This window comes from Oceanicaulis sp., assembly GCF_965284345.1.
Taxonomy (GTDB): Bacteria; Pseudomonadota; Alphaproteobacteria; order Caulobacterales; family Maricaulaceae; genus Oceanicaulis; species Oceanicaulis alexandrii_A.
Genome location: NZ_OZ260073.1, coordinates 3,002,647 through 3,026,223, shown reverse-complemented (window position 1 = coordinate 3,026,223; position 23,577 = coordinate 3,002,647). Strand labels below are relative to the sequence as shown.

Annotated in this window: 23 protein-coding genes; 15 read left to right on the top strand and 8 right to left on the bottom strand. The window is 62.0% G+C overall.

Features of this window, described 5'->3' with window-relative positions:
• Positions 1–180, bottom strand: a 180-nt coding sequence (locus ACQ66J_RS14685; RefSeq protein WP_430432266.1) for a glutamate--tRNA ligase family protein, incomplete at its 3' end; no start/stop codon positions are given.
• 34 nt (positions 181–214) lie between these two features.
• Between ACQ66J_RS14685 and ACQ66J_RS14680 the strand changes: the two genes are divergently transcribed.
• The gene (locus tag ACQ66J_RS14680; RefSeq protein WP_430432210.1) at positions 215–2,335 is read left to right on the top strand and encodes a ComEC/Rec2 family competence protein; all 2,121 of its coding nucleotides are present in this window, start codon (positions 215–217) and stop codon (positions 2,333–2,335) included.
• A gap of 1 nt (position 2,336) precedes the next feature.
• On the opposite strand, the gene ACQ66J_RS14675 is transcribed toward ACQ66J_RS14680, so the two are convergent.
• From ACQ66J_RS14675 to ACQ66J_RS14655, 5 genes are all read right to left on the bottom strand, one after another.
• Complete coding sequence (locus ACQ66J_RS14675; RefSeq protein WP_375549007.1) at positions 2,337–3,011, bottom strand: 2-hydroxychromene-2-carboxylate isomerase; 675 nt, start codon at positions 3,009–3,011, stop codon at positions 2,337–2,339.
• A 63-nt stretch (positions 3,012–3,074) separates the two neighbouring features.
• Positions 3,075–3,752, bottom strand: a complete 678-nt coding sequence (gene lexA, locus ACQ66J_RS14670) for a transcriptional repressor LexA (protein ID WP_430432209.1) — start codon at positions 3,750–3,752, stop codon at positions 3,075–3,077.
• Between the two features lie 84 nt (positions 3,753–3,836).
• Positions 3,837–4,628, bottom strand: coding sequence for an indole-3-glycerol phosphate synthase TrpC (trpC, locus tag ACQ66J_RS14665; RefSeq protein WP_430432208.1), 792 nt, complete (start codon positions 4,626–4,628; stop codon positions 3,837–3,839).
• 29 nt (positions 4,629–4,657) lie between these two features.
• Positions 4,658–5,674 (bottom strand): anthranilate phosphoribosyltransferase, encoded by a 1,017-nt coding sequence (trpD, locus tag ACQ66J_RS14660; RefSeq protein WP_430432207.1) that lies wholly within the window; start codon positions 5,672–5,674, stop codon positions 4,658–4,660.
• A complete protein-coding gene (locus ACQ66J_RS14655) occupies positions 5,671–6,258 on the bottom strand; it encodes an anthranilate synthase component II (RefSeq protein WP_430432205.1) in 588 nt (195 codons plus the stop codon). Before ACQ66J_RS14655 ends, trpD begins: the two co-directional genes overlap by 4 nt.
• An 88-nt stretch (positions 6,259–6,346) precedes the next feature.
• On the opposite strand from ACQ66J_RS14655, the gene ACQ66J_RS14650 reads away from it, so the two are divergent.
• A complete protein-coding gene (locus ACQ66J_RS14650) occupies positions 6,347–7,327 on the top strand; it encodes a divergent polysaccharide deacetylase family protein (protein WP_430432204.1) in 981 nt (326 codons plus the stop codon).
• Here ACQ66J_RS14650 and trpE read toward each other — a convergent pair.
• Together trpE and ACQ66J_RS14640 are read right to left on the bottom strand one after the other, a co-directional pair.
• Positions 7,324–8,826, bottom strand: coding sequence for an anthranilate synthase component I (trpE, locus tag ACQ66J_RS14645; RefSeq protein WP_430432203.1), 1,503 nt, complete (start codon positions 8,824–8,826; stop codon positions 7,324–7,326). The genes ACQ66J_RS14650 and trpE overlap by 4 nt on opposite strands.
• Positions 8,827–8,841: 15 nt before the next feature.
• Positions 8,842–10,749 carry a SurA N-terminal domain-containing protein gene (locus ACQ66J_RS14640; RefSeq protein ID WP_430432202.1) on the bottom strand — a complete coding sequence of 636 codons (1,908 nt, stop codon included), beginning with the start codon at positions 10,747–10,749 and terminating at the stop codon, positions 8,842–8,844.
• 180 nt (positions 10,750–10,929) lie between these two features.
• On the opposite strand from ACQ66J_RS14640, the gene tpiA reads away from it, so the two are divergent.
• From tpiA to ACQ66J_RS14575, 13 genes are all read left to right on the top strand, one after another.
• Entirely contained in the window at positions 10,930–11,661 is a 732-nt protein-coding gene (gene tpiA, locus ACQ66J_RS14635) for a triose-phosphate isomerase (RefSeq protein ID WP_430432200.1), read from the top strand.
• A 74-nt stretch (positions 11,662–11,735) separates the two neighbouring features.
• Entirely contained in the window at positions 11,736–12,740 is a 1,005-nt protein-coding gene (locus tag ACQ66J_RS14630) for a response regulator receiver protein (RefSeq protein WP_375549017.1), read from the top strand.
• Positions 12,741–12,793: 53 nt separating this feature from the next.
• The gene (gene secG / locus ACQ66J_RS14625; RefSeq protein WP_375549018.1) at positions 12,794–13,219 is read left to right on the top strand and encodes a preprotein translocase subunit SecG; all 426 of its coding nucleotides are present in this window, start codon (positions 12,794–12,796) and stop codon (positions 13,217–13,219) included.
• Between the two features lie 5 nt (positions 13,220–13,224).
• The gene (locus tag ACQ66J_RS14620) at positions 13,225–13,671 is read left to right on the top strand and encodes an MAPEG family protein (protein WP_430432199.1); all 447 of its coding nucleotides are present in this window, start codon (positions 13,225–13,227) and stop codon (positions 13,669–13,671) included.
• A 71-nt stretch (positions 13,672–13,742) separates the two neighbouring features.
• Positions 13,743–15,371: a CTP synthase gene (locus ACQ66J_RS14615; RefSeq protein WP_430432198.1), complete on the top strand. Its 1,629-nt coding sequence runs from the start codon at positions 13,743–13,745 to the stop codon at positions 15,369–15,371.
• A gap of 112 nt (positions 15,372–15,483) precedes the next feature.
• Positions 15,484–15,666: a 50S ribosomal protein L32 gene (rpmF, locus tag ACQ66J_RS14610; RefSeq protein ID WP_022699538.1), complete on the top strand. Its 183-nt coding sequence runs from the start codon at positions 15,484–15,486 to the stop codon at positions 15,664–15,666.
• A 171-nt stretch (positions 15,667–15,837) separates the two neighbouring features.
• Positions 15,838–17,115, top strand: coding sequence for a phosphopyruvate hydratase (gene eno / locus ACQ66J_RS14605; RefSeq protein ID WP_430432197.1), 1,278 nt, complete (start codon positions 15,838–15,840; stop codon positions 17,113–17,115).
• Positions 17,116–17,301: 186 nt separating this feature from the next.
• On the top strand, positions 17,302–17,634 hold the full coding sequence (locus tag ACQ66J_RS14600) for an FtsB family cell division protein (protein ID WP_375549022.1): 333 nt from the start codon (positions 17,302–17,304) through the stop codon (positions 17,632–17,634).
• A gap of 131 nt (positions 17,635–17,765) precedes the next feature.
• Complete coding sequence (gene pdhA / locus ACQ66J_RS14595) at positions 17,766–18,794, top strand: pyruvate dehydrogenase (acetyl-transferring) E1 component subunit alpha (protein ID WP_430432196.1); 1,029 nt, start codon at positions 17,766–17,768, stop codon at positions 18,792–18,794.
• Between the two features lie 5 nt (positions 18,795–18,799).
• On the top strand, positions 18,800–20,215 hold the full coding sequence (locus tag ACQ66J_RS14590; protein ID WP_430432195.1) for a pyruvate dehydrogenase complex E1 component subunit beta: 1,416 nt from the start codon (positions 18,800–18,802) through the stop codon (positions 20,213–20,215).
• A 10-nt stretch (positions 20,216–20,225) separates the two neighbouring features.
• On the top strand, positions 20,226–20,657 hold the full coding sequence (locus ACQ66J_RS14585; RefSeq protein WP_430432194.1) for a hypothetical protein: 432 nt from the start codon (positions 20,226–20,228) through the stop codon (positions 20,655–20,657).
• A 12-nt stretch (positions 20,658–20,669) separates the two neighbouring features.
• Complete coding sequence (locus tag ACQ66J_RS14580; RefSeq protein ID WP_430432193.1) at positions 20,670–22,025, top strand: pyruvate dehydrogenase complex dihydrolipoamide acetyltransferase; 1,356 nt, start codon at positions 20,670–20,672, stop codon at positions 22,023–22,025.
• 154 nt (positions 22,026–22,179) lie between these two features.
• A complete protein-coding gene (locus ACQ66J_RS14575; RefSeq protein ID WP_430432192.1) occupies positions 22,180–23,574 on the top strand; it encodes an alpha/beta fold hydrolase in 1,395 nt (464 codons plus the stop codon).
• Positions 23,575–23,577: the final 3 nt, after the last annotated feature.

Below are 23,577 nucleotides of genomic sequence, written 5' to 3'. Positions count from 1 at the left end.
GCCGCCATTCGCCCGCGCAAAAAGCGCGTTGAACAGTGCGGTGCGAGCGCCGCCAATATGCAGATAGCCAGTCGGGGACGGCGCGAACCGGGTGATGATTTTCATATGATCTTGCAATTGCGAATTCATGCTGCAGTGCGAAGGGTCGTGCTCTTTAGCACGCCAAACCGCATCCGTCATAGCCTCAGCCTGATGTTCACGCCAAAATGAAGGTGTGAAATCGCTCAAGTTTCCACTCACAGGGGAAATCCCCGCTTTGCGCCAGGCGATCCGCTCCGGGCTGGGCGCCCCGTTGACCCTGAACGCGCCCGATCCTTATCGCCTGATCCTCTGGGCGCCTGTGGCGCTGGCGGTCGGGTCCGCCTTGTATTTCTCCTGGCCGGTTGAACCTGGACGATTTCCCGTCCTGACAGGCGTTTTTGTCACGGCGCTCTTTGGTCTGGCCTGGTGCGTGCGCCGCGATGTCAGCACGCTGTATCTCTGGGTGCTTCTGGCCTGCATCTGTCTGGGCTTTGTCCTGGCGGGCCATCGCAGCCATGCGCTGGCGCCCCCGCCGCTGGAGCGCTTTGTCGGCGAACGCAGCGCGCAAGTGACGGGCTGGATTGAACGCGTGGAGCGTTTGGACGGGCGTGCGCGCCTGTTGATCCGGGTCCATGAGCTGGAGCACGCCGATACGCCGCCGGTGCGTGTCCGCGTCCGGGCGGGGCTGGGCGCATTTGAACCGGGTGACGCTGTCCGTGTGCGCGCCCGCCTGTCGCCACCCTCTGCGCCGGTCGCGGCAGGCGGGTATGATCCAGGTCGAGCGGCCTGGTTTGATCAGATCGGTTTGACGGGATACGCGATCTCAGATCTTGAACCTGCCGAGATCGCCGCGCCCAGACCGCTGATGCTTGAGTTGGCGCGGTTCCGCTGGCGTTTGTCTGAGCGCTTGCAGGCGGGCGCCGGTCCCCGCACCGGCGCCGTGGCGGCGGCCTTGCTGACCGGGGAGCGGGCGCGGGTGTCGTCTGAAGACGCTGAAGCGCTGCGCCTGTCGGGATTGGGTCATATCCTGGCGATTTCAGGGTTGCACATGGCCTTGTTCGCCGGCGGCGCGTATTGGCTCATCCGTCTGATCTTCGCAGCCTGGGAGCCCTGGGCGCGCGGCCATGATCCGCGAAAACCCGCCGCTCTGGGCGCGCTGGTCGCGGCGAGCCTGTATCTGGTGGTGTCCGGCGCCGCGGTGTCCACCCAGCGCGCCTATATCATGGCGTTCGTGGTGCTGGTCGGCGTCTTGTGCGACCGGCAGGCTTTCTCCATGCGCTCTTTGGCGTTGGCGGCCATTTTCATCATCCTCATTACCCCGGAAAGCGTCATCGAACCAGGGTTTCAGATGAGCTTCTCCGCTGTTGCGGCGTTGATCGCCAGCTTTGATGTTTACCGCCGCTGGCACCCCGAAGGCGGCGGCTCGACCTCGCTCCTCGCCAAGCTCAAGGACGCGATTGCGGGATTGAGCGCGACCTCGCTGATCGCGGGATCAGCGACCGGGGCGTTCGCCGTGTTTCATTTCCAGCGCATGGCCGCCTATGGGTTATTGGCCAATCTGGCGGCCATGCCGCTTTTCACCTTCTGGGTGATGCCGGCGGGCGGCGCGGCGCTCCTGTTTTCGGTGATCGGTCTCGAAGGCCCGTTTTTGTGGATCATGGATCAGGGGCTGCGCCGGGTTCTGGATGTGGCGTATTGGGCGTCATCGCTGGAGGGGGCCGTGGTGGGTGCAAACGCCGCCGACCCCGCGCTGCTGGCGCTATACGGTCTGGGCTTTGCGTGTCTGGTGATCGGGCTGGGGTGGATGCGTCTGGGCGGAGGCGTGCTGGTTTGCGCGGCCCTGGCGTTGTTCATGGTGCAGGCGCCGCCCCAGATGATGATCACGGATGGCGGCGTGGTGCTGGCGCGGTTTGAGGGGGCGGGCGACGCGTTCACCGTGACAGACCGCAGGCGGGGCCGGTTTGATGCGCGCGTCTTCCTGCAACGCACCGGAGCGAGCTATCGCCCGGAACGCTCCGCGCTGGCATGCGACGCTCTGGGCTGCACCGGGCGCACCGCTGAGGGCTTGCTACTGGCCGTCACCGATAATCCCGAGGCGCTGGTGGAGGATTGTGGCCGGGCGGATCTGATCGTTTTTGACGGGGTCGTTTCCGCCTGGCGCAAGCGCCGCTGTGCAGCCTTGCTGTTAGATGACGAGGCGCGCGCCGAGCTGGGCGGGCTCGAATTCTGGGTGCATGAGGGCCGAGTGGTGCGCATGCGCAGCGCCGAGCAAGCCCGGCAGGGTCGTTTATGGGGCGGGGCGCAGGGCAGCTAGCTTATTGAAGCTTCAACCCCGATTGCGCCATGCGCCAGAGCAGGGCGTCGATGCGATCCTGACCAAAGAAGGGCTCGCCGTTAAACACCATCAGCGGCACGCCCCAATGGCCAGCCGCATCCTGATTGGCTTCGTTCTCTAGGATCTGCGCGTCGATCTGGTCGGATTGGGCGTCCGCTTCCGCACTGAGCCAGTCGGGGTCCAGGCCGGCTTTGTGAGCGGCTTCATCCAGCGCGCCGTCATCAGTCCAGGGTGTTTCATAGCCCGCGCTGGCGCCGCCCCAGATGCGCCGGCTGGCGGCGGCGATATACGCCAGGCCGTCGCCAGATTGTGTCGCCAGAACGCCGAGCCGGTTGAGGTAGGTGATGCGCGGCTGTTCAGGGGCGATCTTCAAGGTGCTTAGATCCTGAGCGATCGGGTCGGGCGATGGGGCGCTGATGGGCAGACCCAGGCGTTCCGCCTCCCGCGCCACATCAATGAGCACATAGTGGATCCAGCGCGAATCGCGTTCTTCAAAGAATTCAGGACTGCGCACCGCCAGCGGCCGCACGATACGGACATTGACCGTGAAGCCGTATTGGTCGCGTAACGCCAGCAGGCGCTGCGCGACGATATAGCTGTAAGGGCTGCGAAATGACCAATACAGGTCAAAGCTGAGCGCGGTCTGGTCTGTCATGTCTGCGTCGTCCTGATTGGGTAAATCCCTGACGCGCAGACTAAACCGCTCTTGGCGGTGCGCCTAGTGATAGCGCCGGATCAAGCCGACCAGGCGTCCTTGCACCTTGACCTCGTTCGGGCCGAAAATGCGGGTTTCGTAAGCCGGGTTCGCCGCTTCCAGAGCGATGGAGCCGCCCTTTTTGCGCAGTTTTTTCAGCGTGGCTTCTTCATCATGGACGAGCGCGACCACGATATCGCCTGTATTGGCGGTGTCGCCGCGTTTGATGACCACCAGATCGCCGTCAAGGATGCCGGCTTCGATCATGGAATCGCCATGGACTTCCAGAGCGAAATGTTCGCCGCCGGAAATCATGTTTGCGGGCACGGCCAAACGGTCGGTTTCGTGCTGGATCGCCTCGATCGGCACGCCGGCGGCTATGCGTCCCAGAACCGGCACGTCCAGGCTGTCGCTCGTTTCAGGATTTGGGGAGGCTCCGAAGGACGCACTGACGACGTTGGAGGCGGGGGCCGACGCGGGCGCGCCGGTTTGCGGCAGTTTCAGCACCTCGAGCGCTCGCGCCCGGTGCGCCAGGCGCCGGATGAAGCCACGTTCTTCCAAAGCGCTGACCAAGCGGTGGACGCCGGACTTGGACGCGAGGTTGAGCGCTTCTTTCATTTCGTCAAAGGAAGGCGACACGCCGTCTTCAGACAAGCGCTTGTTGATGTAGAGCAAAAGCTCGTGCTGCTTTTTGGTCAGCATAATCGCCCCTTGGAACAAAATAGAAACCTACTAAAAGTGTTCTATGCATGTTCCGTCTTAACGTCAAGTGAAGCTAGGACGCGTTCAGAGCCCCATAAGGGTCCGCGTCGCTGCGGTGACATCGTCCTGCCGCATCAGGCTTTCACCCACGAGCAGGGACTTGGCGCCAGCGTGCTGCAATCTGACGGCGTCGTCACGGGTGAAGATGCCGCTTTCCGCCACCAAAAGCCTGTCATCACCCACCATAGGGGCAAGAGTTTCAGTGGTTTCCAGTGTAGTTTCGAATGTACGCAGATTGCGGTTGTTCACCCCAACAAGCGGGCTGGGAAGGGCCAGAGCGCGTCTCATTTCATCAGCGTCATGCACTTCGACCAGCGCATCCATGCCCCATTTAGAGGCTTCCTCGATCAGCGCGGCGGCGAGCGCATCGTCCACGCTGGCGAGAATCACCAGGATGCAATCCGCGCCCAGCGCGCGCGATTCGGCGACCTGCCAGGGATCGTAGAGAAAATCCTTGCGCAGGACGGGCAGGGACACCGCAGCGCGCGCTGCGACCAGATAATCGTCATGGCCTTGAAAGCTGGGTTCATCGGTGAGAACGGACAGGCAGCTCGCGCCTCCGTCTTCATAGGCTTTGGCCAGGACGGGCGGGTTGAAGTCGGCGCGGATCAGGCCCTTGGAAGGGCTTGCTTTCTTCACTTCCGCGATCAGGCTGAGGCCATGCTCTGCCGCATCACGCTCGAGCGCTGCCTTGAAGCCGCGGACCGGGCTCGCATCCTGGGCGCGTTCGCAGACCGCTTCATACGGGAGCGCGGCCTTGCGCTTGGCGATATCGGCGCGCTTATAGGCTTCAATTCGGTTCAGGACGTCGCTCATTGGGCGTATTCTCTTTAAGGTGCAGTCGCTTAGGCGTTGCTGGCTTTGACAAGGGCGTCGAGAGCGGACTGTGCGCGGCCGTCATCAATCGCGGCGCCAGCCAGTTCAGCGCCGGTTTTCAGATCACCCGCCAAGCCTGCGAGCTTTAGCGCGGCGGCGGCGTTGATCAGGACAATATCGCGATAGGGGCCCTGCGCGCCTTTCAGAAGGTCACGGATCGCCTGAGCGTTTTCTTCAGGGTCCCCGCCCTTGAGATCGTCGAGCGCAGCGCGCTGCAGGCCCGCATCCTCGGGCGTGATCTCGTATTCACGGATGGCGCCGTCTGGCGTCAGTTCGGCCACATAGCTGACGCCGGTGGTGGTGATCTCGTCCAGCCCGTCCTCGCCATGCACGATCATGGCGGCGTCTGCGCCCAGCCCGCGCAAGGCTTCGGCCATAGGGACCAGCCATTTGCGGTCAAACACGCCCAAGAGCTGACGTTTCGCGCCGGCCGGGTTTGATAGCGGACCCAGCAGGTTGAAAATCGTCCGCACGCCCAGCGTCTTGCGCGCCGGTCCCACATGACGCACGGCGCCATGATGAGCCTGGGCGAACAAAAAGCCTACGCGCGCCTGGTCCAATGCGGCTTTGACCTGATCAGGGCTGGCGAACAGGTTCACGCCCAGGCTTTCCAGCACTTCCGCAGAGCCTGATTTGGAAGAGGCGGCCTTGTTGCCATGTTTGGCGACGACCGCGCCTGCGCCTGCAGCCACGACAGCGGCGGCGGTCGAGATGTTCCAGGTGCCGCGCGCATCGCCGCCAGTGCCGCAGGTGTCGATCGCGGTCTCAGGCGCGTTCACCGGCGTCATGCGGGCGCGCATGGCCTTTGCGCCGATCATCAGCGCTTGCGGGCTTTCCCCCAAAGCGGTCAACGCCAACAGAAACCCGCCGATCTCGACGGGATCGGCCTGACCCTCCATCAGGGCGTCAAAGGCGTCAGCCAGCGCGGTCTCATCGGGTTCCTGACCCTGGGCTAGAGCCTGAATGGCGGGGCGCATGCGGTTCATGCCGCTTGCTCTGTGGTCAGACCTGCCAGCCGCAGGAAATTGCCGATCAGCGCATGACCGTGCTCGGATGCGATGGATTCAGGGTGAAACTGAACGCCATGAATGGGGCGGGTCTTGTGCATCAATCCCATGATCTCGCCGTCTTCGGTATGGGCGTTGGCGACCAGGTCCGTGCCGTCGGGCAGATCCACCGCCAGCGAATGATAGCGCGTGGCCTGATAGGGCGAGGGCAGGTCGGCGAAGACGCCTGTGCCGTCATGGCGGATCGGGCTGGTCTTGCCATGCATGATCGCTTTGGCCTGAACGACCTCGCCGCCAAACACCTGACCGATCGATTGAAAGCCCAGGCAGACGCCGAAGATCGGCAGGTCTTCCGGCGCGTTTCGGATCAGGTCCAGGCAGATGCCCGCCCGGTCCGGATCACAAGGGCCGGGGCTGATCAGAACGCCTTGCGGGTTGAGCGCCAAGGCCTCATCTGCGCTCATCGCGTCATTGCGGATGACGCGGGTCGGCGCGCCCAGCTCCTGGACGTAATGGACCAGGTTGAAGGTGAAGCTGTCATAATTGTCGATGATCAACAGCATGGGGGGCTCGCGGCATCTGTGAAACTGATGTGGAACTTAAGCAAGGCGACCCGCGCCGCCAACCGCGACTCGCTGTAAATAGACACGGATGATCCGTACTGCTTCATATGCGCCGCATCTGGGCTCGGCCCTGGCCGCCGGTTTCATGCTGGTGGCGGCGCTCGCCTATAATCTGGGCGCCAACAGCGGTGAGGCCGAGGCGCGCGCCGTCGCTGCGCCCGCTGACCGCGACTCCCGTCAGCTCGCCTCGTCCTGGCCGGGCGTGATCCGGGTGGAGGCGGCAGACCGTATCGAGACAATGCGTGAGACTGTCGGGGCTGAGCCGTCAGTGATCCCGTCCGAGCCCGTTCATCCCACACATTCGGCGTCAATAGTAACGCCACGGCGTCCGCAATTAGCGGTCATCATTGATGATGTGGGTCTGGATGTCATGGCGGCCCGGCGTCTGATCGCTCTGGATGCGCCCGTGACCTTGTCCATCCTGCCCTATGCGGAGGCGGCGTCGGTCATCGCCCGTGAAGCTGCTGAGGCTGGGCGAGAAGTGTTCGTGCATTTGCCGATGGAGCCGGTGGGCGTGGAAGACCCCGGACCGCATGCGCTGACCGAATTTCAAAGCCCGTCCGAAATGGCGTCTCGCATGACTTGGGCGTTTTCGCGCGTTCCGGGCGCTGTGGGGTTCAACAACCATATGGGCAGCCGTCTGACATCAGACCGGCGCGCCATGGACGCGATGTTCTCAACAAGCGGTTTGCCCCGCTCAATGCTGTTCGTGGATTCGCTGACCCATCCGCGCTCGCAAGCGGCCTCGGCGGCGCGGGCTGCGGGTCTGACAGCGATGACGCGGGATGTGTTTCTTGATCATGTGCCCGATGAAGCGTCAGTGAGCGTGCAGCTCAACCAGGCGCTGGCGCTGGCGCTGCAGAACGGGCAGGCGATCGCCATCGGTCATCCGCGGCCTGAAACGCTTGCGGTGCTGGCGGATCTGTCGCGCCGAGCGGACGCTGTGGGGGTGGAGCTGGTGACGATTAGCGCCTTGGGCGCTGTTCAGGCTCAAGCCGTGGACAGCTAGACGAAACGCCAGGCTTCGGCGGCGGCGCGGAACAAGGCGCGCGCCTTGTTCACCGTCTCCTGATGCTCAGATTCCGGATCAGAATCGAGCACGACGCCCGCGCCCGCCTGCACATGCATGCGGCCATCCTTGACGATGGCGGTGCGCAGCGCGATCGCCATATCCATATCGCCATTAGCGCCGAAATACCCCACCGCGCCGGCATAGATGCCGCGGCGATGGGGTTCGAGCTCGTCGATAATTTCCATCGCCCGCACTTTCGGCGCGCCGGACACCGTGCCGGCGGGGAACCCGGCCATCAGCGCGGAAATGGCGTCTTCGCCGTCCGCCAGCTGGCCTTCCACATTGGACACGATGTGCATGACATGGCTGTAGCGTTCGATGATCTCGCGCTCGGTGACGCGAATTGTGCCCGGCTTGGCGACCCGTCCCACATCATTGCGGCCCAGATCGAGCAGCATCAGATGTTCGGCGCGTTCCTTGGGGTCTGCGCGCAGATCGGCTTCATGGGCCTGATCGGCTTCTTCTGAATTGCCGCGCGGGCGGGTTCCGGCGATGGGGCGAACGGTGACGGTGTCGCCGCGCAAACGCACCAGGATTTCCGGGCTCGAGCCGACAATGGCGAAGCCGGGCAAGTTGAAAAAATACAGGAAAGGCGACGGGTTGGTCCGTCGCAAGGATCGGTATAGCGAGAGCGGCGTCGCGGAATACGGCGCAGAGAAGCGCTGGCTTGGCACCACCTGAAAAATGTCGCCGGCGCGAATATAGGCTTTCGCGGTCTCGACATTCTTGCGGTACTGGGCCGGCTCCATATTGCTGACCGGTTCGGGCATGGACCAGGGTTCGGACGCGCTCGCGATCGGGGCCGGGGCGTCCAGCCGCGCAAACACCGCTTCGATCCGGCGCCGCGCCGCATCCACAAGCAATTCCGGGTCGGCGCCGGGGACGGGACGGATCGGAGCTGCGGCGAGGATTTCCTGACGCAGAGCGTCAAACACCACCATCACCCGCGGACGCAGCAATTGACCCTCGGGCAGACCCAGGGGTTCCGGGCCGGCCAGATCGGGCAGGCGTTCAACCTGACGGATCATGTCATAGCCCAGATAGCCGAACAGGCCCGCCGAGATGGGAGGCAGGCCAGACGGCAGGGTCAGGCGGCTGTCTTCGATCAGGGTCCTCAGCGATTGCAAGGGTGCGTCCGCACAGTGCTCGAATGCGCCGGGCGCCACGCCAGGAGCGGGCGCGTAGGCGATTTCGGCCTGATCGCCGCGGCAGCGCCAGATCAAATCCGGGTCGAGGCCGATGGCGGAATACCGGCCTCTGAACGCGCCGCCCTCCACACTTTCCAGCAAGAACGTGTTGGCGTTGTGAGAGGCGAGTTTGAGATAGGCTGAGACAGGCGTCTCAAGATCATCCACGCGCGTGGCGGTCAGCAGCACGGTCTGGCCGCGCGCGCACAGCTCGGTCGCCGTGTCGATGTCCGGAGCGAAGACGGTCATGAAACGCTGAGCCTGTTATTGCGTCGTGGTGCGACCCAGCGCCTGATCAACCAGGGCTTGGTCAGTACGGACATCATAGGCGTTGATCAACGCGCTGGTGACGATCTGGGTGGCGTCATTGCGAAGTTCGTTCGTCAGCTCTTGCTGTGACGGACGTTCCGCCTGCGCCGGGTCCGCTGCGATCACATTATCCACAATGACAATGGCGCGGGTGGTCTGGTTGCCGGCGCGGGCGGCGAAGCGTTCCCCTTCAGGCAGGCGGAAGGCTTGGCCGACCAGCTGGGCGCTGAACGGACCCGCCGTTTCACCACGTCCCAGAACCGCTGTTTCAACCCGGGCGCCCGTTCCAAGCGAGTCGGCGATGGCGTCAGCCGTTTCGCCGGCATCCAGACGCGCCTGCACGTCATCAACCAGGGTTTGCAAGCGGTTGTCGGTTTCACGCATGGTCCAGAATTGCGCAGCGTCTTCACGCACTTCAGAAAGCTCTGACAGGCGTGCAGGCTCGATCTCATCCACGCGAACCACGAAATACCCGCCATCTTCGCCATAGCTTTCAAGATCGGTCGCGAAGCCTTGCTGAGCGCTGAATGCGGCCGTCAGCAGATCGGGGTTCTGCAACAGGGTGAGCGCGGGCTCGCGGTCGGCTGAATACCCGTTCGCGGCGACGAAATCGATCCGCTCGGCGATCAAGCCTGCTTGCATGGCGGCTTCTTCAAGCGTCGCGCCATTGCCGCGCTCCTCTTCGAACACGCCCAGCGCGTCCAGCATCATGCCTTCGGCGTTATCGCGCGCCAGCTCGTCGCGCAATTCAGCTTCAAGCTCTGCAAGCGAAGGCGTGTCGGGATCGTTTGCGGCGTCAATGCGCACCACACGCCAGCCCAACTGGCTTTCAATGGCGGCGATATCGCCAGCACTCAGGGTGAAGGCCTGTTCGGCGATTTGACCGTCGGGCACCTGATAGGATTGCACGTCGGCGAGGGCGACTTCCTCGCCCAGGCCCAATTCACTGATAACCGTTGAAACGGTCTCGCCGGCGCTCAGACGCGCAGCGGCGGATTCGGCCGTCTGCTGATCAGGCGCCGGCCATTGGGTCAGCGACCGGGTCGCAGGTTCGGCCAGATCGCCATTGTCCAGGCGGAAGTCGTAAAGCGCTTGCAGATCTTCATCGGACACGTCGACATCGCGCAGGAAATCTGCCGGGCTGATCCGCATCAGGGTCAGGCGACGCTGTTCGGGACGTTCAAAGATGCGCGCATTTTCACCGATGAAAGCCGTCAGCGTGTCATCATTAGGCGCTTCAGGCGCATCCACCAGGCTGGGCTGGAGGAACAGGGCGCGCAGGCTGCGGCGCTCGCCATTATAGGCGGCGCGGATATCGCCGAAAATCTCAGGGGCGTAGACGCCGCCCAGGGCGGCGGCGATGAATTGGCCGCGACGCAGCTCGCTGGTGATGTCTGATTCAAACTGGCGCTCGGCCAGCGGACCGCGATACCCGTTTTCACGCAGCACCGAGGCGTATGTGTTGGGATCAAACTGGCTGGTGAACGGGTTCTGGAAGGCGGGAACGGAGCGCAAGGTCTCAAACAAGGTGCTGTCAGAGATCGTCATCCCCATTTGATCGGCCTTCGCGTCGACCGCGGTTTCGGCGATCAGGCGTTGCACCACAGAATCACCCAAGCCCATTTGATCGGCCTGTTCACGGGTGATTTCGGGATTGTCGCGCTGGATCTGAAACAGTTGGCGCTCATAGGTGCGCGCCAGCTCGGATGCGCTGACCGTTTCAGGCCCCACCACCAAAGCAGCACTGCCGTTGCTGCGGAAGATATCGGTCACGCCCCACAGCGCAAAGGCGGCGATGAGCAGCGCGATAATCATACCGCCGATGATGGGCGAACGGGCGAGCGAGCGGATAAGCGTCAGCATTGAGCGTTCCAGATCAGGCCAAAGGGCTGGTGAGCATAGCGGCGGGACCGTAGCGGGGCGGGGCTTGTGCGGCAAGCAGGCCAGTGCGTTGCGGCCACACTCTTACACTGCTATTTCAGCGCGCCGCGCCTGTTGGACGCGAGCGCACGACATAAACACTATAAAAAAACGGGGATGGCGATGATGCGGCGCAAGCTAGTGGCGGGCAATTGGAAGATGAACGGGCTGGTCAAGGACTGTGCCTTTCCAAAAGCCCTGTCTGAGGCTTTGAACGCTGAGCCGCGCTGTGACGTGCTTCTGTGCCCGCCGGCGACCCTGGTATCAGTCATGGCGAATGAAACGCCCGACTGGCTGAAACTGGGCGGCCAGGACTGCGCGGCGCAGGCGTCGGGCGCGCATACAGGTGATGTGAGCGCTGTCATGCTGGCGGATCTGGGATGCACCCATGTGATTGTCGGCCACAGCGAACGCCGGTCCGACCATGGCGAAACCAATGAAACCGTCAAACTGAAAGCCGCCGCTGCGCTTGATGCCGGGCTGATCCCGATTCTGTGTGTCGGAGAGACCCTGGATGAGCGTGAATCGGGCGAGGCGGAAGACGTGGTGGTTCGTCAGCTTCTGGCCAGCCTGCCGGCATGTGATGCAGACCGCATCGTCATCGCCTATGAACCGGTCTGGGCGATCGGGACGGGCCGAACCGCCACGCCCGAAGATGCGCAGGCCATGCACGCCGCCATCCGGTCGGCCTGGCCCGGCCGGGACGCAGACGTCTTACGTATTGTCTATGGCGGCTCAATGAACCCTGCAAATGCAGAGGCTCTATTGGCTCAATCTGATATTGATGGCGGACTTGTCGGAGGCGCCAGTTTGAAGCCTCAGGACTTCGCCCGAATCATTCAATCGGCCCGGTAAGGCGATCTTCAGAGTTTCTCGGTAACGTCCATCCCTGAATAAAGACATGGCCTGAAAAACAGGCGGGGTGGTGAATGAGCGATATCGATTACAGCCGGGCGAGCGTCGCGCTCTATGATCCGGTGTCTGTGAACCAGCGCACCACGCGGTATTCACTGCATGAAATTGGTTTTCGAGACATCTTTCAGCTCAATACGCTGGCGGAACTGCGCCGCATCGTTCAGGACGACGCCCCGCATCTGATCATCGCGGAGACAGCCGATCATGAGGCGGAAGTGTTTCGTCTTGTGCGCGCCATCCGCTCGGGCGAAGTGTCCAACAACCCCTTTGTGGCTTTGCTGCTGACGTCCTGGCGACGGGATGCGGATCTCGTGCGCAACGCCATTGGCTGCGGCGCGGACGATCTTTTGATCCGGCCGCTGTCCAACAGCTTCGTGGAAGATCGTGTGCGTACGCTGGTCCGGGCGCGCAAGCCCTTCATCGTCACCAGCGATTATATCGGGCCGGACCGGCGCAAGGATAAGGACCGCGGCGAGGGGTCCGCCAAGCCTATCGAAGCGCCCAACGTGCTCAAAGCGGTCGTCACCAATGATATCGAAGCCCTTCAGCGCGCTCACGCCTGGATCGACGAGGCCCAGCGCACCGTTGAAGGTGAGCGACTGCGCCGTCTGTGCATGCGGATCATCGTGGGCGCGGAAGCGGGCATGCGTGAAATGAAAGCGGGCCGCCAGCCGGCTATCGATCTCAAGGAATTTGAGAATAGCGCGCGCGAACTACGCGCCCGGATGGCGAAATTCCGTTCCAGTGAAGCGTCTCGCGTGGCCAAGGCCTTGGTCGACATCGCTCTGGAGCTGCAAGAGCAGTCTGGGTTGACCCTCGCCAATCTGTCTCTGGCCAAGGAACTCTCCATGGCCGCTTATGTGGCCTATGCCGGCGATGACGGCATGGAACGCTCACAGGACGAGATGGCGAAAGCGGCTGAGGCGCTTCAGAAGCGCATGGCGATGGCTTCGGCGCGGAAGATACAGGTGGAAGGTGGCGCTCCGCCTCCAGCTGAGCTAAAACGCGCGGCCAACTAGTCCGTCGCGGCCCTCGCGCGGACGAAACTCTGTTTATTCGGAAACGCCGCGCAATGACTGCTGTCCTTCTGATCATCCACGTTCTTATCGCCGCTGCACTGACCGGGGTGATCTTGATGCAACGCTCCGAGGGCGGTGCGCTTGGCATTGGCGGCGGCGGCCCTGGCGGCATGATGAGCGGCCGCGGTGCGGCCAACCTCTTGACCCGGATCACCATGATCCTGGGCGCGCTGTTCATCGGCAACTCGATTCTGCTGGCGATTCTGTCCGGCGTCACCACCAGCACCGGCTCGGTGATTGACCGCGTGGGCGAGACCGAAACCAGCTCCGACCTGCCGTTCGGCGATCTTCAGGGGCTCGACGCCGATGCGATCGATGCGCCTGAGGCGACGATCCCGACAGAGCCTGCGCCTGCCGAAGACGTCCCCGCAGAAGACCCGCCGGCCGAAGACGAGCCGGCCGAGTTGCCGAACCGGTAAGCGTCTTGTTCGGTGCGTTTCATACCGCGCTGATCGAACCTGCAGATCTGTTATGGCCGTCAGCCGCCCATTTGGCGCTGACGGCCTTTCTGTATGTGTGGTTGAGTGTTGAACGCGCGCTCTCGGTCCTGAAGCAGCGCAACCGATACGCCGATTTCGCGCGCCCTGGCGGCGACGCCGGGCGCGGGGCGAGGGTGGCGTCAAACCTGCGCAACCAGTTTGAAGCGCCGCCGTTCTTCCACATGCTGATACTGGCGCTTGTCCTGGGCGGCGATCCTGTTCAAGGCCAGCTCTGGCTGGCGTGGGTCTTTGTGTTAGGGCGCATTTTGCACACCGGCGTTCAGACCCTGACAGACAATGTCGTGTTGCGCGGATTGGTGTTCGCCATCAACTTTTCAGCGCTTGTCGGTCTGTGGCTGAGCTTCTTCTTTCAGGCTTTCAACAGCGCTTAACCGCGATTTCCACGGCGAGTATCAGAACAGGCGCTTTTGTCCGCCGCGATTCTGCGCTAAGCAGTCCGCCCATGCCGCGATACATATTCATAACCGGCGGCGTGGTCTCCTCTCTTGGAAAAGGCCTCGCTTCCGCCGCACTCGGCGCGCTTTTGCAAGCGCGCGGGTATAAAGTCCGTCTGCGTAAGCTCGACCCGTATCTCAACGTGGATCCGGGCACGATGTCGCCTTATCAACACGGCGAGGTCTATGTCACCGACGATGGCGCCGAGACAGACCTCGACCTGGGCCATTACGAGCGCTTCACCGGCGTTTCCGCCCATCAAAGCGATAACATCACCACGGGCCGGATCTATTCCGAGATCATCGAGCGCGAACGCCGCGGCGATTATCTGGGCGCGACCGTGCAGGTGATTCCACACGTCACCGACGCCATCAAGAATTTCGTATTGTCGGACGCCGGCGACGTGGATTTCGTGCTGTGCGAAATCGGCGGCACCGTAGGTGATATCGAAGGCTTGCCCTTCTTTGAAGCCATCCGTCAGCTCGGCCAGGAGCTGGGCCGGGACAACGCCATCTTCATCCACGTCACCTTGCTGCCCTTCATCAAGGCGGCGGGCGAGATGAAGACCAAACCCACCCAGCACTCCGTCAAAGAGCTGCGCTCGATCGGCATCCAGCCCGACATCCTGCTGTGCCGGTGCGAAATCCCCATTGATCCCAGTGACAAGCGCAAGATCGCGCTGTTCTGTAATGTGCCTGAAAACGCGGTCATCGAGGGCCGTGACGCATCCTCGCTCTATCATGTGCCCTTGGAATATCATGATCAGGGCTTTGACCGGGTCGTGCTCGAACGGTTCGGCCTGGGTGATGCGCCTGAGCCGGACCTGACGATCTGGAACGGCATTTCTGAAGCCGTGAACAACCCTGATGGTGAAGTGACGGTCGCTGTGGTGGGCAAGTACACCGTGCTGGTGGACGCCTATAAATCGCTGCTGGAAGCGCTCAACCATGGCGGCATCGCCAATGGCGTGAAGGTGAAGGTGAAATGGCTGGACGCCAGCCAGTTCGAGGATGACGAAAACCTTGTCGAGCTGGAAGACGTCCACGCTATCCTGGTGCCCGGCGGCTTTGGCGAGCGCGGCGCAGAAGGCAAGATCGCGGCGGCGAAATTCGCCCGCGAACGCAAGATCCCGTATTTCGGCATTTGCTTCGGCATGCAGATGGCGGTGATCGAGGCGGCCCGCAATCTGGCGGGGCTCGACGGCGCCAGCTCATCGGAATTTGGCGATCCCGAAGTGCCGCTGGTCGGGCTTCTGACTGAATGGGTCAAGGATAACGAGACCGTGCGCCGCCATGTGGACGGCGATCTGGGCGGCACCATGCGCCTGGGCGCGTTCCCGGCATCGCTCAAGGACGGCTCCAAAGTGCGCGAGATATACGGCCAGGCCGCGATCCATGAGCGTCACCGTCACCGCTATGAGGTGAATATCGCTTACAAAGAGCAGCTTGAGAAATCAGGTCTGGTGTTCTCCGGCCTGTCGCCGGACGGCGTTCTGCCCGAGATCGTGGAGTATGCCGACCACCCTTGGTTCATCGGCGTGCAATACCATCCCGAATACAAATCGCGACCCTTTGACCCCCATCCGCTGTTCGCCAGCTTTGTCGCAGCGGCGAAAGATCATAGCCGTCTGGTGTAACAGCCCTGTTGCACATCAGCCTGCAAACCGGTATAGCCCGCGGCTCACTCGCACAAAGTCCGCTTTGATGCGATCCCGAGTTATTCGCGTTTGAGAACTTAAGGAGAGACCGATGGCGGTCCCTAAGCATAAAGTCACCAAGTCCAAGCGCGGCATGCGTCGCGCGCACGACGCCATCGGCACGACGGCGTACATCGAGGACAAGGATTCCGGCGAACTGCGCCGTCCGCACCATATCGACCTGAAGACCGGCATGTACCGCGGTCGTCAGGTTCTGGATGGCCAGGACGACTAAGCCGGACACCGCGCTGCTTCGTCGGCGCGCAGTCTGACAGAAAAAGCCCTGCACCATACCCGGTGCAGGGCTTTTCGCGTTTACGCGCCTCGGTTATGAAGCGCGCATGAAACACTCACAGGCCGGGGCGGGGATGCGTCGGCTTGCTCTCACCTGAAGGACGTCCGCGCCATGACCGCCATTGTCGATATCGCCGCCCGTGAAATTCTCGACAGCCGGGGCAACCCGACTGTGGAAGTGGACGTCTTCCTGGAAGACGGCTCCATGGGCCGCGCCGCTGTGCCGTCCGGCGCCTCCACGGGCGCGCACGAAGCCGTTGAAAAGCGCGACGGCGGCGACCGCTACAAGGGCAAAGGCGTGTTGCAGGCCGTCACGGCGGTCGAGACCGAGATCTTTGAAGCCATCGCCGGCATTGATGCGCGCGAGCAGCGCCTGATCGACGAACTTCTGATCGGCCTCGACGGCACCGAGAACAAGGAGCGCCTGGGCGCCAACGCGCTTCTGGGCGTGTCTCTGGCCACTGCGAAGGCTGCGGCGGAAGCCTCCGGCCTGCCGCTCTATCGCTATGTGGGCGGCGCCAATGCGCGCGTCCTGCCCGCGCCGATGATGAATATTCTCAATGGCGGCGCCCATGCCGACAACCCGGTTGATTTTCAGGAATTCATGATCATGCCGACCGGGCTCGCGACCTTCTCGGAAGCGCTGCGCTGCGGTGCTGAGATTTTCCACGCGCTGAAATCTCAACTGAAAGCCGACGGTCTGAACACGAATGTGGGTGATGAGGGCGGGTTCGCGCCGGACCTCAAAAGCGCAGAGGCCTGCCTGGACACCATCATGAAGGCGATCGAGACCGCCGGTTATGAGCCGGGCTCTGACGTCACCCTGGCGCTGGACGTGGCCTCCACAGAATTCTTCAAGGACGGCAAATACGTCATGGAAGGGGCCGGGCGCACCTGCACCTCTGACGAGTTCGCCGAATACCTCAAGGCGCTGGCCTCCGCCTATCCGATCATCTCTATCGAAGACGGCATGGCCGAAGACGATTGGGAAGGCTGGAAGGCTGTCACCTCCATGCTGGACGGCGATGTGCAGCTGGTGGGCGATGATCTGTTCGTCACCAATCCTGAGCGCCTGGCGCATGGCATCGAAGTGGGCGCGGCGAACGCGCTGCTGGTCAAGGTCAACCAGATCGGCACCCTGTCTGAAACCATGGATGCGGTCGAAATGGCGCTGCGGTCTGGCTATGGCGCAGTGATGAGCCACCGCTCCGGCGAAACCGAAGACACCACCATCGCCGACCTGGCCGTCGCGCTGAACTGCGGTCAGATCAAGACCGGCTCGCTGGCGCGCTCGGACCGTACGGCGAAATACAACCAGCTGCTGCGGATTGAAGCCGAGCTGGGCGACGCCGCGATCTATGCCGGCCGCACGGCGATCGCCGCCAGCTAAGGCGTAGCGTACGAACAGAATGAGATGAAAACGGCTCGGGTTCGCCCGGGCCGTTTTTTAGTATTGAATATCTTTACAATCTTACGAATCACCTGATTTCTGATTCGCCATAACCCTTCCTTTACTGAGATCGCCTATCGTCCTTTCAGAACGATCCGCAAAAGGCGGGCGGTGGATGGATGGGTTATGATGAAGGTGCTGAAGCGCTTCATCCCCTTGATTGGGTTGGCTTTGGTGATTGGCTATCTCAGCTATCACGCGCTCCATGGCGAGCAGGGCTATCTCAATCATTTGCGCATTCAGGCGCAGATCTCGGCGGCTGAAGCTGAGCTTGCTGACGTGCGTCAGGCTCGTCAGAACATGGAAGACCGCGTCGCACGCCTGAAGGCGGAGGGCCCTGACGGGTCTGTGGACGTGGATTATCTTGAAGAACGCGCCCGCGCAGTGCTGCGTTTCGCCCACCCAGATGAGATTGTCGTTCAGATTGATCGGGGCGCACAGCCTGAATATGGCGGCTAATTCCTCCGATCACGGTTAATTGTTCGCACGCGCAACATAATTTGCGTGCTTTACGTGATCTCATCATCCCTGTTAAAGGCTGGAGTGACGTCAACAGGGAGTGCGAACCCATTGGTTCGCATGTGAAATATATGGCGACGAAACGCTCGACCAGCGCCGCGAACAAGTCCTCCTCCGCGCGCACCAAAAAATCCGAAGTCTCGCAAGACCAGTTGATGAGCTGGTACAAAGACATGCTGCTGATGCGCCGCTTTGAGGAAAAAGCCGGCCAGCTCTACGGCATGGGTCTGATCGCGGGCTTCTGCCACCTCTATATCGGCCAGGAAGCGGTCGTTGTGGGTGTGCAGGGCGCGCTGGAAGACGGCGATCAGGTGATCACCGGCTATCGCGACCACGCCCACATGCTGGCCACCGGCATGGACCCGAACGGGGTGATGGCTGAACTCACAGGGCGTGAAGGCGGTTATTCCAAGGGCAAGGGCGGGAGCATGCACATGTTCTCGCGCGACAAGCAGTTTTTTGGCGGTCATGGCATTGTCGGCGCTCAGGTCTCCATCGGCACCGGGCTGGCTTTCTCTGACAAGTACAAGAAGAACGGCAAGGTCTGCGCGACGTATTTCGGCGACGGCGCGGCTAATCAGGGCCAGGTCTATGAGAGCTTCAACATGGCCAAGCTCTGGGATCTGCCGGTGGTCTACATCATCGAGAACAACCAGTACGCCATGGGCACATCCGTTGCGCGCGCCAGCTCGGAGACGCATCTGCATAAACGCGGCGCGTCCTTTGGCATTCCCGGCGAGGAAGTGGACGGCATGGACGTGACGGCTGTCTATGACGCCGCGAGCCGCGCCGTTGAGCACGCCCGCTCCGGCAAGGGGCCGTTCATCCTCGAGATGAAGACCTATCGCTATCGCGGTCACTCCATGTCCGATCCCGCGAAGTACCGCACCCGCGACGAGGTCAACGACATTCGTGACCACAAGGACCCCATCGATCTGGCGCGCAAGATCATCCTCGACAAAGGCTATGCCGACGAGGACGCGCTCAAGGAGATGGACAAAGAGGTGAAGGCCATTGTCAGTAAATCGGCCGATTTCGCCAAGGACAGCCCCGAGCCCGATCCGTCCGAGCTCTACACCGACGTTCTGATCGAGGGTTAAGACACATGCCAATCAAAGTGCTCATGCCCGCCCTGTCTCCCACCATGGAGGAAGGTACGCTGGCGAAATGGACCGTCAAACCCGGCGATCAGGTCAATTCCGGCGATGTCATCGCCGAGATCGAGACCGACAAGGCGACGATGGAAGTTGAAGCCGTTGAAGAGGGCAAGGTCGGCAAACTCCTCGTCGATGAGGGGACCGAAGGCGTTCAGGTGAACGCGCCCATCGCGATCTTGCTCGAAGAGGGCGAGGATGACAGCGCGCTTGAGGGCTATGACCCTAAAGCCGATGACGCGGACGCCGCTGACTCCAAGTCTGACAGTCAGGACGACGCACCTGACAAGACAGCGGAGTCCAAATCCGAAGCCAAGGCCGAAGCGCCGCAAAAGCCCAAGGGCAAGACCCTCTCTGATCCTGACATTCCTGACGGGACCAAGATGAAGGAGATCACCATCCGCGACGCCCTGCGCGACGCGATGGCGGAAGAAATGCGCGCGGACGACAAAGTGTTCGTGATGGGTGAGGAAGTCGCCCAGTATCAAGGCGCCTACAAGGTGACCCGCGAGCTGCTCGAGGAATTCGGTGATCAGCGCGTTGTGGACACCCCCATCACAGAGCACGGCTTCGCCGGTCTCGGCGTCGGCGCGGCGTTCGGCGGTCTAAAACCGATCGTCGAGTTCATGACCTTCAACTTCGCCATGCAGGCGATCGATCACATCATCAACTCGGCCGCCAAGACCCTTTACATGTCCGGCGGCCAGATGGGGTGCCCGATGGTGTTCCGCGGTCCGAACGGCGCGGCCTCGCGTGTGGGCGCTCAGCACAGCCAGGACTATTCCGCCTGGTATGCGTCTGTGCCCGGGCTGAAAGTGATCGCGCCCTATGATGCGGCGGACGCCAAAGGGCTTCTGAAAGCCGCCATTCGCGATCCGAACCCGGTCGTGTTCTTGGAACACGAGCTGATGTATGGCGAGACGTTTGAAATCCCCGACATGGATGATTTCGTGCTGCCCATCGGCAAAGCGAAAGTGCGACGCGAAGGTTCTGACGTCACCATCACCGCGCATTCGCGCATGGTGGGCTTTGCTCTGAAGGCTGCTGAAAAGCTGTCCGAAGACGGGATCGAAGCCGAGGTGATCGATCTGCGCACCCTGCGCCCGCTCGACACCGATACGATCATTCAATCGGTGAAGAAAACCAACCGCATCGTGTGCGCGGAAGAGGGCTGGGGCCAGCATGGCGTCGGCGCGGAAATCGCTGCGCGGGTGACGCTGGACGCGTTTGATTATCTCGACGCGCCGCCGACCCGCGTGTTCCAAAAAGACGTGCCTTTGCCCTATGCGGCGAACCTTGAAGCCTTGTCGCTGCCGGGCGTTGAGGACATCATCAAGGCCGTCAAGCAGGTGTGCTACGCGGACTAGGAGACGCCGCATGACCGAGGCCGATGTCATCGAACAAATGGTGGAGTACCAGGACATCCTGTTAAACGGCGTCCAGGTCTTCTTCACAATCGTGTCGGCCTATGTGGTGGCGGTGTGGGTCTTCCTACGCCATGCCGGTTTCGGTTTGCGGCTCTTTTCGTTTTTCTTTCTCACCCTGGTGCTCGCCTTTCTCGGTCGGGTCGCCTACGGCTCGCAACGTATCCATGACGGATTTATCCAGACGCTGATCGAGCTGGACCAATCCGTCGGCTTGTCGCCCACCGGGGACGCCGCGCTCAACAATGCGCTGACCGGGGTAGACACGCTGATCCAGAATTCGATGAACGGCGCGCTTGTGGTTGTCTACATCGCGCTGTTCTTCCTGACCTTTTTCGCCCGCTCCACGTTGCGCTCGAACGCGCAGCCGGGCGGTTCTGCTTGACGGAGCCCTTTGATGCCCATCGAAATCCTGATGCCCGCCCTGTCGCCCACCATGGAAGAGGGCACGCTGTCCAAATGGACGGTGAAAGAAGGCGATACCGTCAGCTCCGGTGATGTGATCGCCGAGATCGAAACCGACAAGGCGACGATGGAAGTCGAAGCCGTCGATGAAGGCGTGATGGGCAAAATCCTCGTCGAAGAGGGCTCTGAAGGCGTAAAGGTCAATGCGCCCATCGGCCTGCTGCTTGAAGAGGGCGAGGACAAGAGCGCGCTGGACGGCTACACGCCTCAGGGCGCTGAAGGCGCGTCTTCCAGCGAGGCGGACTCCAAGGCGTCTGACGACAAAGCTGACAGCGACGAGAAATCGTCAGCGGCCAAGTCTGAGGCGTCGTCAAACTCCAAATCCGAAACGCCCGCCGCTGAGGCTGATGACGACGGAGACCGCATCAAGGCGTCGCCGCTGGCGCGCCGCATGGCGAAGGATGCGGGGCTGGATCTGAAGGCGCTCGACGGCTCCGGTCCGAAAGGCCGGATCGTCAAACGCGATATTGAAGAGGCGAAAGACAAAGGCGTCGGCAAGGCGGAAGACAAAACCGCTGCGAAATCCGACGCGCCGACAGCTCAGCCGTCCAAACCGGTCGATGAGCATGAACCGCTGGCGCAATACGGCATCAGCGCGGATCGCTATGAGATCAAGAAGGCTGACAATATTACGAAAATCTCGGCCAAGCGTTTGTCCGAAAGCTTCCGTGATATTCCGCACTTCCCGCTCAATGTGGATTGCCGCCTCGACGCGCTGCTGAAATTCCGCAAGGACATCAACGCCAAGACGCCTGAAGGCGTGAAGGTGTCGGTCAATGACATCCTGATCAAGGCGTCAGGTCTGGCGCTCAAGAAAGTTCCGCAAGCGAACGCCAGCTGGATCGAGGATGGCCGGATCGCCCTGCACAAGCACGCTGACGTCTCCGTCGCCGTGGCGATCGAGGGCGGTCTGATCACGCCCATCATCAAGGATGCGGATCAAAAAGGTCTGGCGCAGATTTCCGCTGAGATGAAAGACCTCGCCGCCCGCGCGCGCGATCGCAAGCTCAAGCCTGAGGAATACCAGGGCGGCACCTTCTCGCTGTCCAATCTGGGCATGTTCGGTATCGCCTCCTTCGCCTCGATCATCAATCCGCCTCAGGGCATGATTTTGAGCGTGGGCGCGGGTGAGGAACGGCCGGTGATCACCGATGGCGCGCTGGCGAAAGCGACCGTGATGACGGTCACCCTGACCTGTGATCACCGTGTGGTCGACGGCGCCAACGGCGCGCGCTGGTTGTCCGCCTTCAAGGGCTTCATCGAAGACCCGATGACCATGCTGATGTAAGCGCTGCGGCGCGCCTGCAACCGTTTGCGGGCGCGCCTGCATCCTTGGAAGAGACCCTGGCTCCAAAGGATTGAAGACCATGCGCTTGTCACAGATTTGCTTGTCCTCGGCACTCACGCTGCTTGCGGCAGGGTGCGCGACCACATCCGCGCCCATGCCGGCTCCGACGGGCGAGGAGGTAGCGTTTGAGCGCTGTGAAGATGCAGGCGCGTTCGCCGAGCTCTCAGACAGCCTGTGCGCGAGGATCGCTGCGCCGCTTCATCCTGACATGCCGAACGCAGGCAGCCTTGACCTGTTCGTGCGCAAATTCCCGGCTCAGGGCGAGCGCGTGGGCGAGATCTGGATGCTGGCGGGCGGTCCGGGCGAGACCGGGCAAAGCTATTTCACCGAGATCGAGGGCTTCAGGGCGGCTCTGCCGGGCTATGACGTCTTCATTCCAGACCATCGCGGGACGGGACAATCCTCGCGTCTCTGCGCGGGCGAAACGCCTGGCAGCCCGGCCGGAACCGCCCTTGCGGGCGAGGAGTTCGGGCCATGTTTCGGTGAGATTTGGCAGAATGCGGACCGTACGACCGCCTTTTCTATGACCAACGCCGCCCATGATCTTGATTATCTGATGGATGAGCTTGGCGGCGAAGGTCGCCGGTATGTCTATGGCGTGTCTTATGGCTCAGGTCTGGCCATGCGTTTCACCCAGCTGCGCACTGTGTCTGTGGACGCGGTGGTGCTGGATTCCCTCGTGCCAGCGCTCGATGACGCCGAGCATGATCTCAGCCATCGCTCTCATACCTATGACGCCGTCGGGCTCGCGGTAATCGCCCGCTGCGCGGCGGATCCGGTCTGTGACGCCCGGTTTGAGGGCGGGGTGAACGCCGCGTTCAACCAGCTGATCGTCGAGATTGATTCAGGCGAGCGGCCCGACCTTGCTGAATACGTGCCGGGGGGCAATCTCAAGCACGCGCTCGGCATGATGCTCGATACGCCGCAAAGCCGCGCCCTGATCCCTGATGTGCTGAAGCTGGCGATTGAAACCCCAGAGACGTTGCCGGCCTTCTTTGAGACTGAGGTCACGCCCGCCTTTGATCTGTTCGCAGCGGTGCAGGCTTATCCCGATACCGCCTTTTCAATCACGCTGGCGGGCCTGATTGGCGAGTCCGAGACCAATCGCCGTCCTGAGATGACTGCTGAGGACGTGGCGCAAGAGGAAGCCGGTCTGGGCTTCACCTCAAGCCTGACCACGGTTCAGACCTTCACCCAGATGCCGCTTTATCAGCGCGACTCCTATTTTGACGCGCCCTATGAAAACCTGCCGCCCATCCTGGTGCTGCAGGGTGATCTGGATCCCAAAACCCCGCTTGCAGGCGCCGAGCGCCATGTCGCGGACATGCGTGAGGCGGGCGGCGATGTAGAAATCGTCGTCGTCGAGAATGCGCCGCATGCGGTTTGGTTCTTTGCCCAGACCTGCGTGCAGCAGAGCCTCGACGCCTTTTTCAATGATCAGTCACCCGCCGCGAGCTGTTCGCTCGATCAGGCGATGCGTCCTTCATAACCG

Bases quoted from the DNA above. Each gene is read 5' to 3' on its own strand.
- ACQ66J_RS14675 (WP_375549007.1), bottom strand. From the start codon at position 3,011: ATGACAGACCAGACCGCGCTCAGCTTTGACCTGTATTGGTCATTTCGC.
- lexA (WP_430432209.1), bottom strand. From the start codon at position 3,752: ATGCTGACCAAAAAGCAGCACGAGCTTTTGCTCTACATCAACAAGCGC.
- trpC (WP_430432208.1), bottom strand. From the start codon at position 4,628: ATGAGCGACGTCCTGAACCGAATTGAAGCCTATAAGCGCGCCGATATC.
- trpD (WP_430432207.1), bottom strand. From the start codon at position 5,674: ATGAACCGCATGCGCCCCGCCATTCAGGCTCTAGCCCAGGGTCAGGAA.
- ACQ66J_RS14655 (WP_430432205.1), bottom strand. From the start codon at position 6,258: ATGCTGTTGATCATCGACAATTATGACAGCTTCACCTTCAACCTGGTC.
- ACQ66J_RS14650 (WP_430432204.1), top strand. From the start codon at position 6,347: ATGATCCGTACTGCTTCATATGCGCCGCATCTGGGCTCGGCCCTGGCC.
- trpE (WP_430432203.1), bottom strand. From the start codon at position 8,826: ATGACCGTCTTCGCTCCGGACATCGACACGGCGACCGAGCTGTGCGCG.
- ACQ66J_RS14640 (WP_430432202.1), bottom strand. From the start codon at position 10,749: ATGCTGACGCTTATCCGCTCGCTCGCCCGTTCGCCCATCATCGGCGGT.
- tpiA (WP_430432200.1), top strand. From the start codon at position 10,930: ATGATGCGGCGCAAGCTAGTGGCGGGCAATTGGAAGATGAACGGGCTG.
- ACQ66J_RS14630 (WP_375549017.1), top strand. From the start codon at position 11,736: ATGAGCGATATCGATTACAGCCGGGCGAGCGTCGCGCTCTATGATCCG.
- secG (WP_375549018.1), top strand. From the start codon at position 12,794: ATGACTGCTGTCCTTCTGATCATCCACGTTCTTATCGCCGCTGCACTG.
- ACQ66J_RS14615 (WP_430432198.1), top strand. From the start codon at position 13,743: ATGCCGCGATACATATTCATAACCGGCGGCGTGGTCTCCTCTCTTGGA.
- rpmF (WP_022699538.1), top strand. From the start codon at position 15,484: ATGGCGGTCCCTAAGCATAAAGTCACCAAGTCCAAGCGCGGCATGCGT.
- eno (WP_430432197.1), top strand. From the start codon at position 15,838: ATGACCGCCATTGTCGATATCGCCGCCCGTGAAATTCTCGACAGCCGG.
- ACQ66J_RS14600 (WP_375549022.1), top strand. From the start codon at position 17,302: ATGATGAAGGTGCTGAAGCGCTTCATCCCCTTGATTGGGTTGGCTTTG.
- pdhA (WP_430432196.1), top strand. From the start codon at position 17,766: ATGGCGACGAAACGCTCGACCAGCGCCGCGAACAAGTCCTCCTCCGCG.
- ACQ66J_RS14590 (WP_430432195.1), top strand. From the start codon at position 18,800: ATGCCAATCAAAGTGCTCATGCCCGCCCTGTCTCCCACCATGGAGGAA.
- ACQ66J_RS14585 (WP_430432194.1), top strand. From the start codon at position 20,226: ATGACCGAGGCCGATGTCATCGAACAAATGGTGGAGTACCAGGACATC.
- ACQ66J_RS14580 (WP_430432193.1), top strand. From the start codon at position 20,670: ATGCCCATCGAAATCCTGATGCCCGCCCTGTCGCCCACCATGGAAGAG.
- ACQ66J_RS14575 (WP_430432192.1), top strand. From the start codon at position 22,180: ATGCCGGCTCCGACGGGCGAGGAGGTAGCGTTTGAGCGCTGTGAAGAT.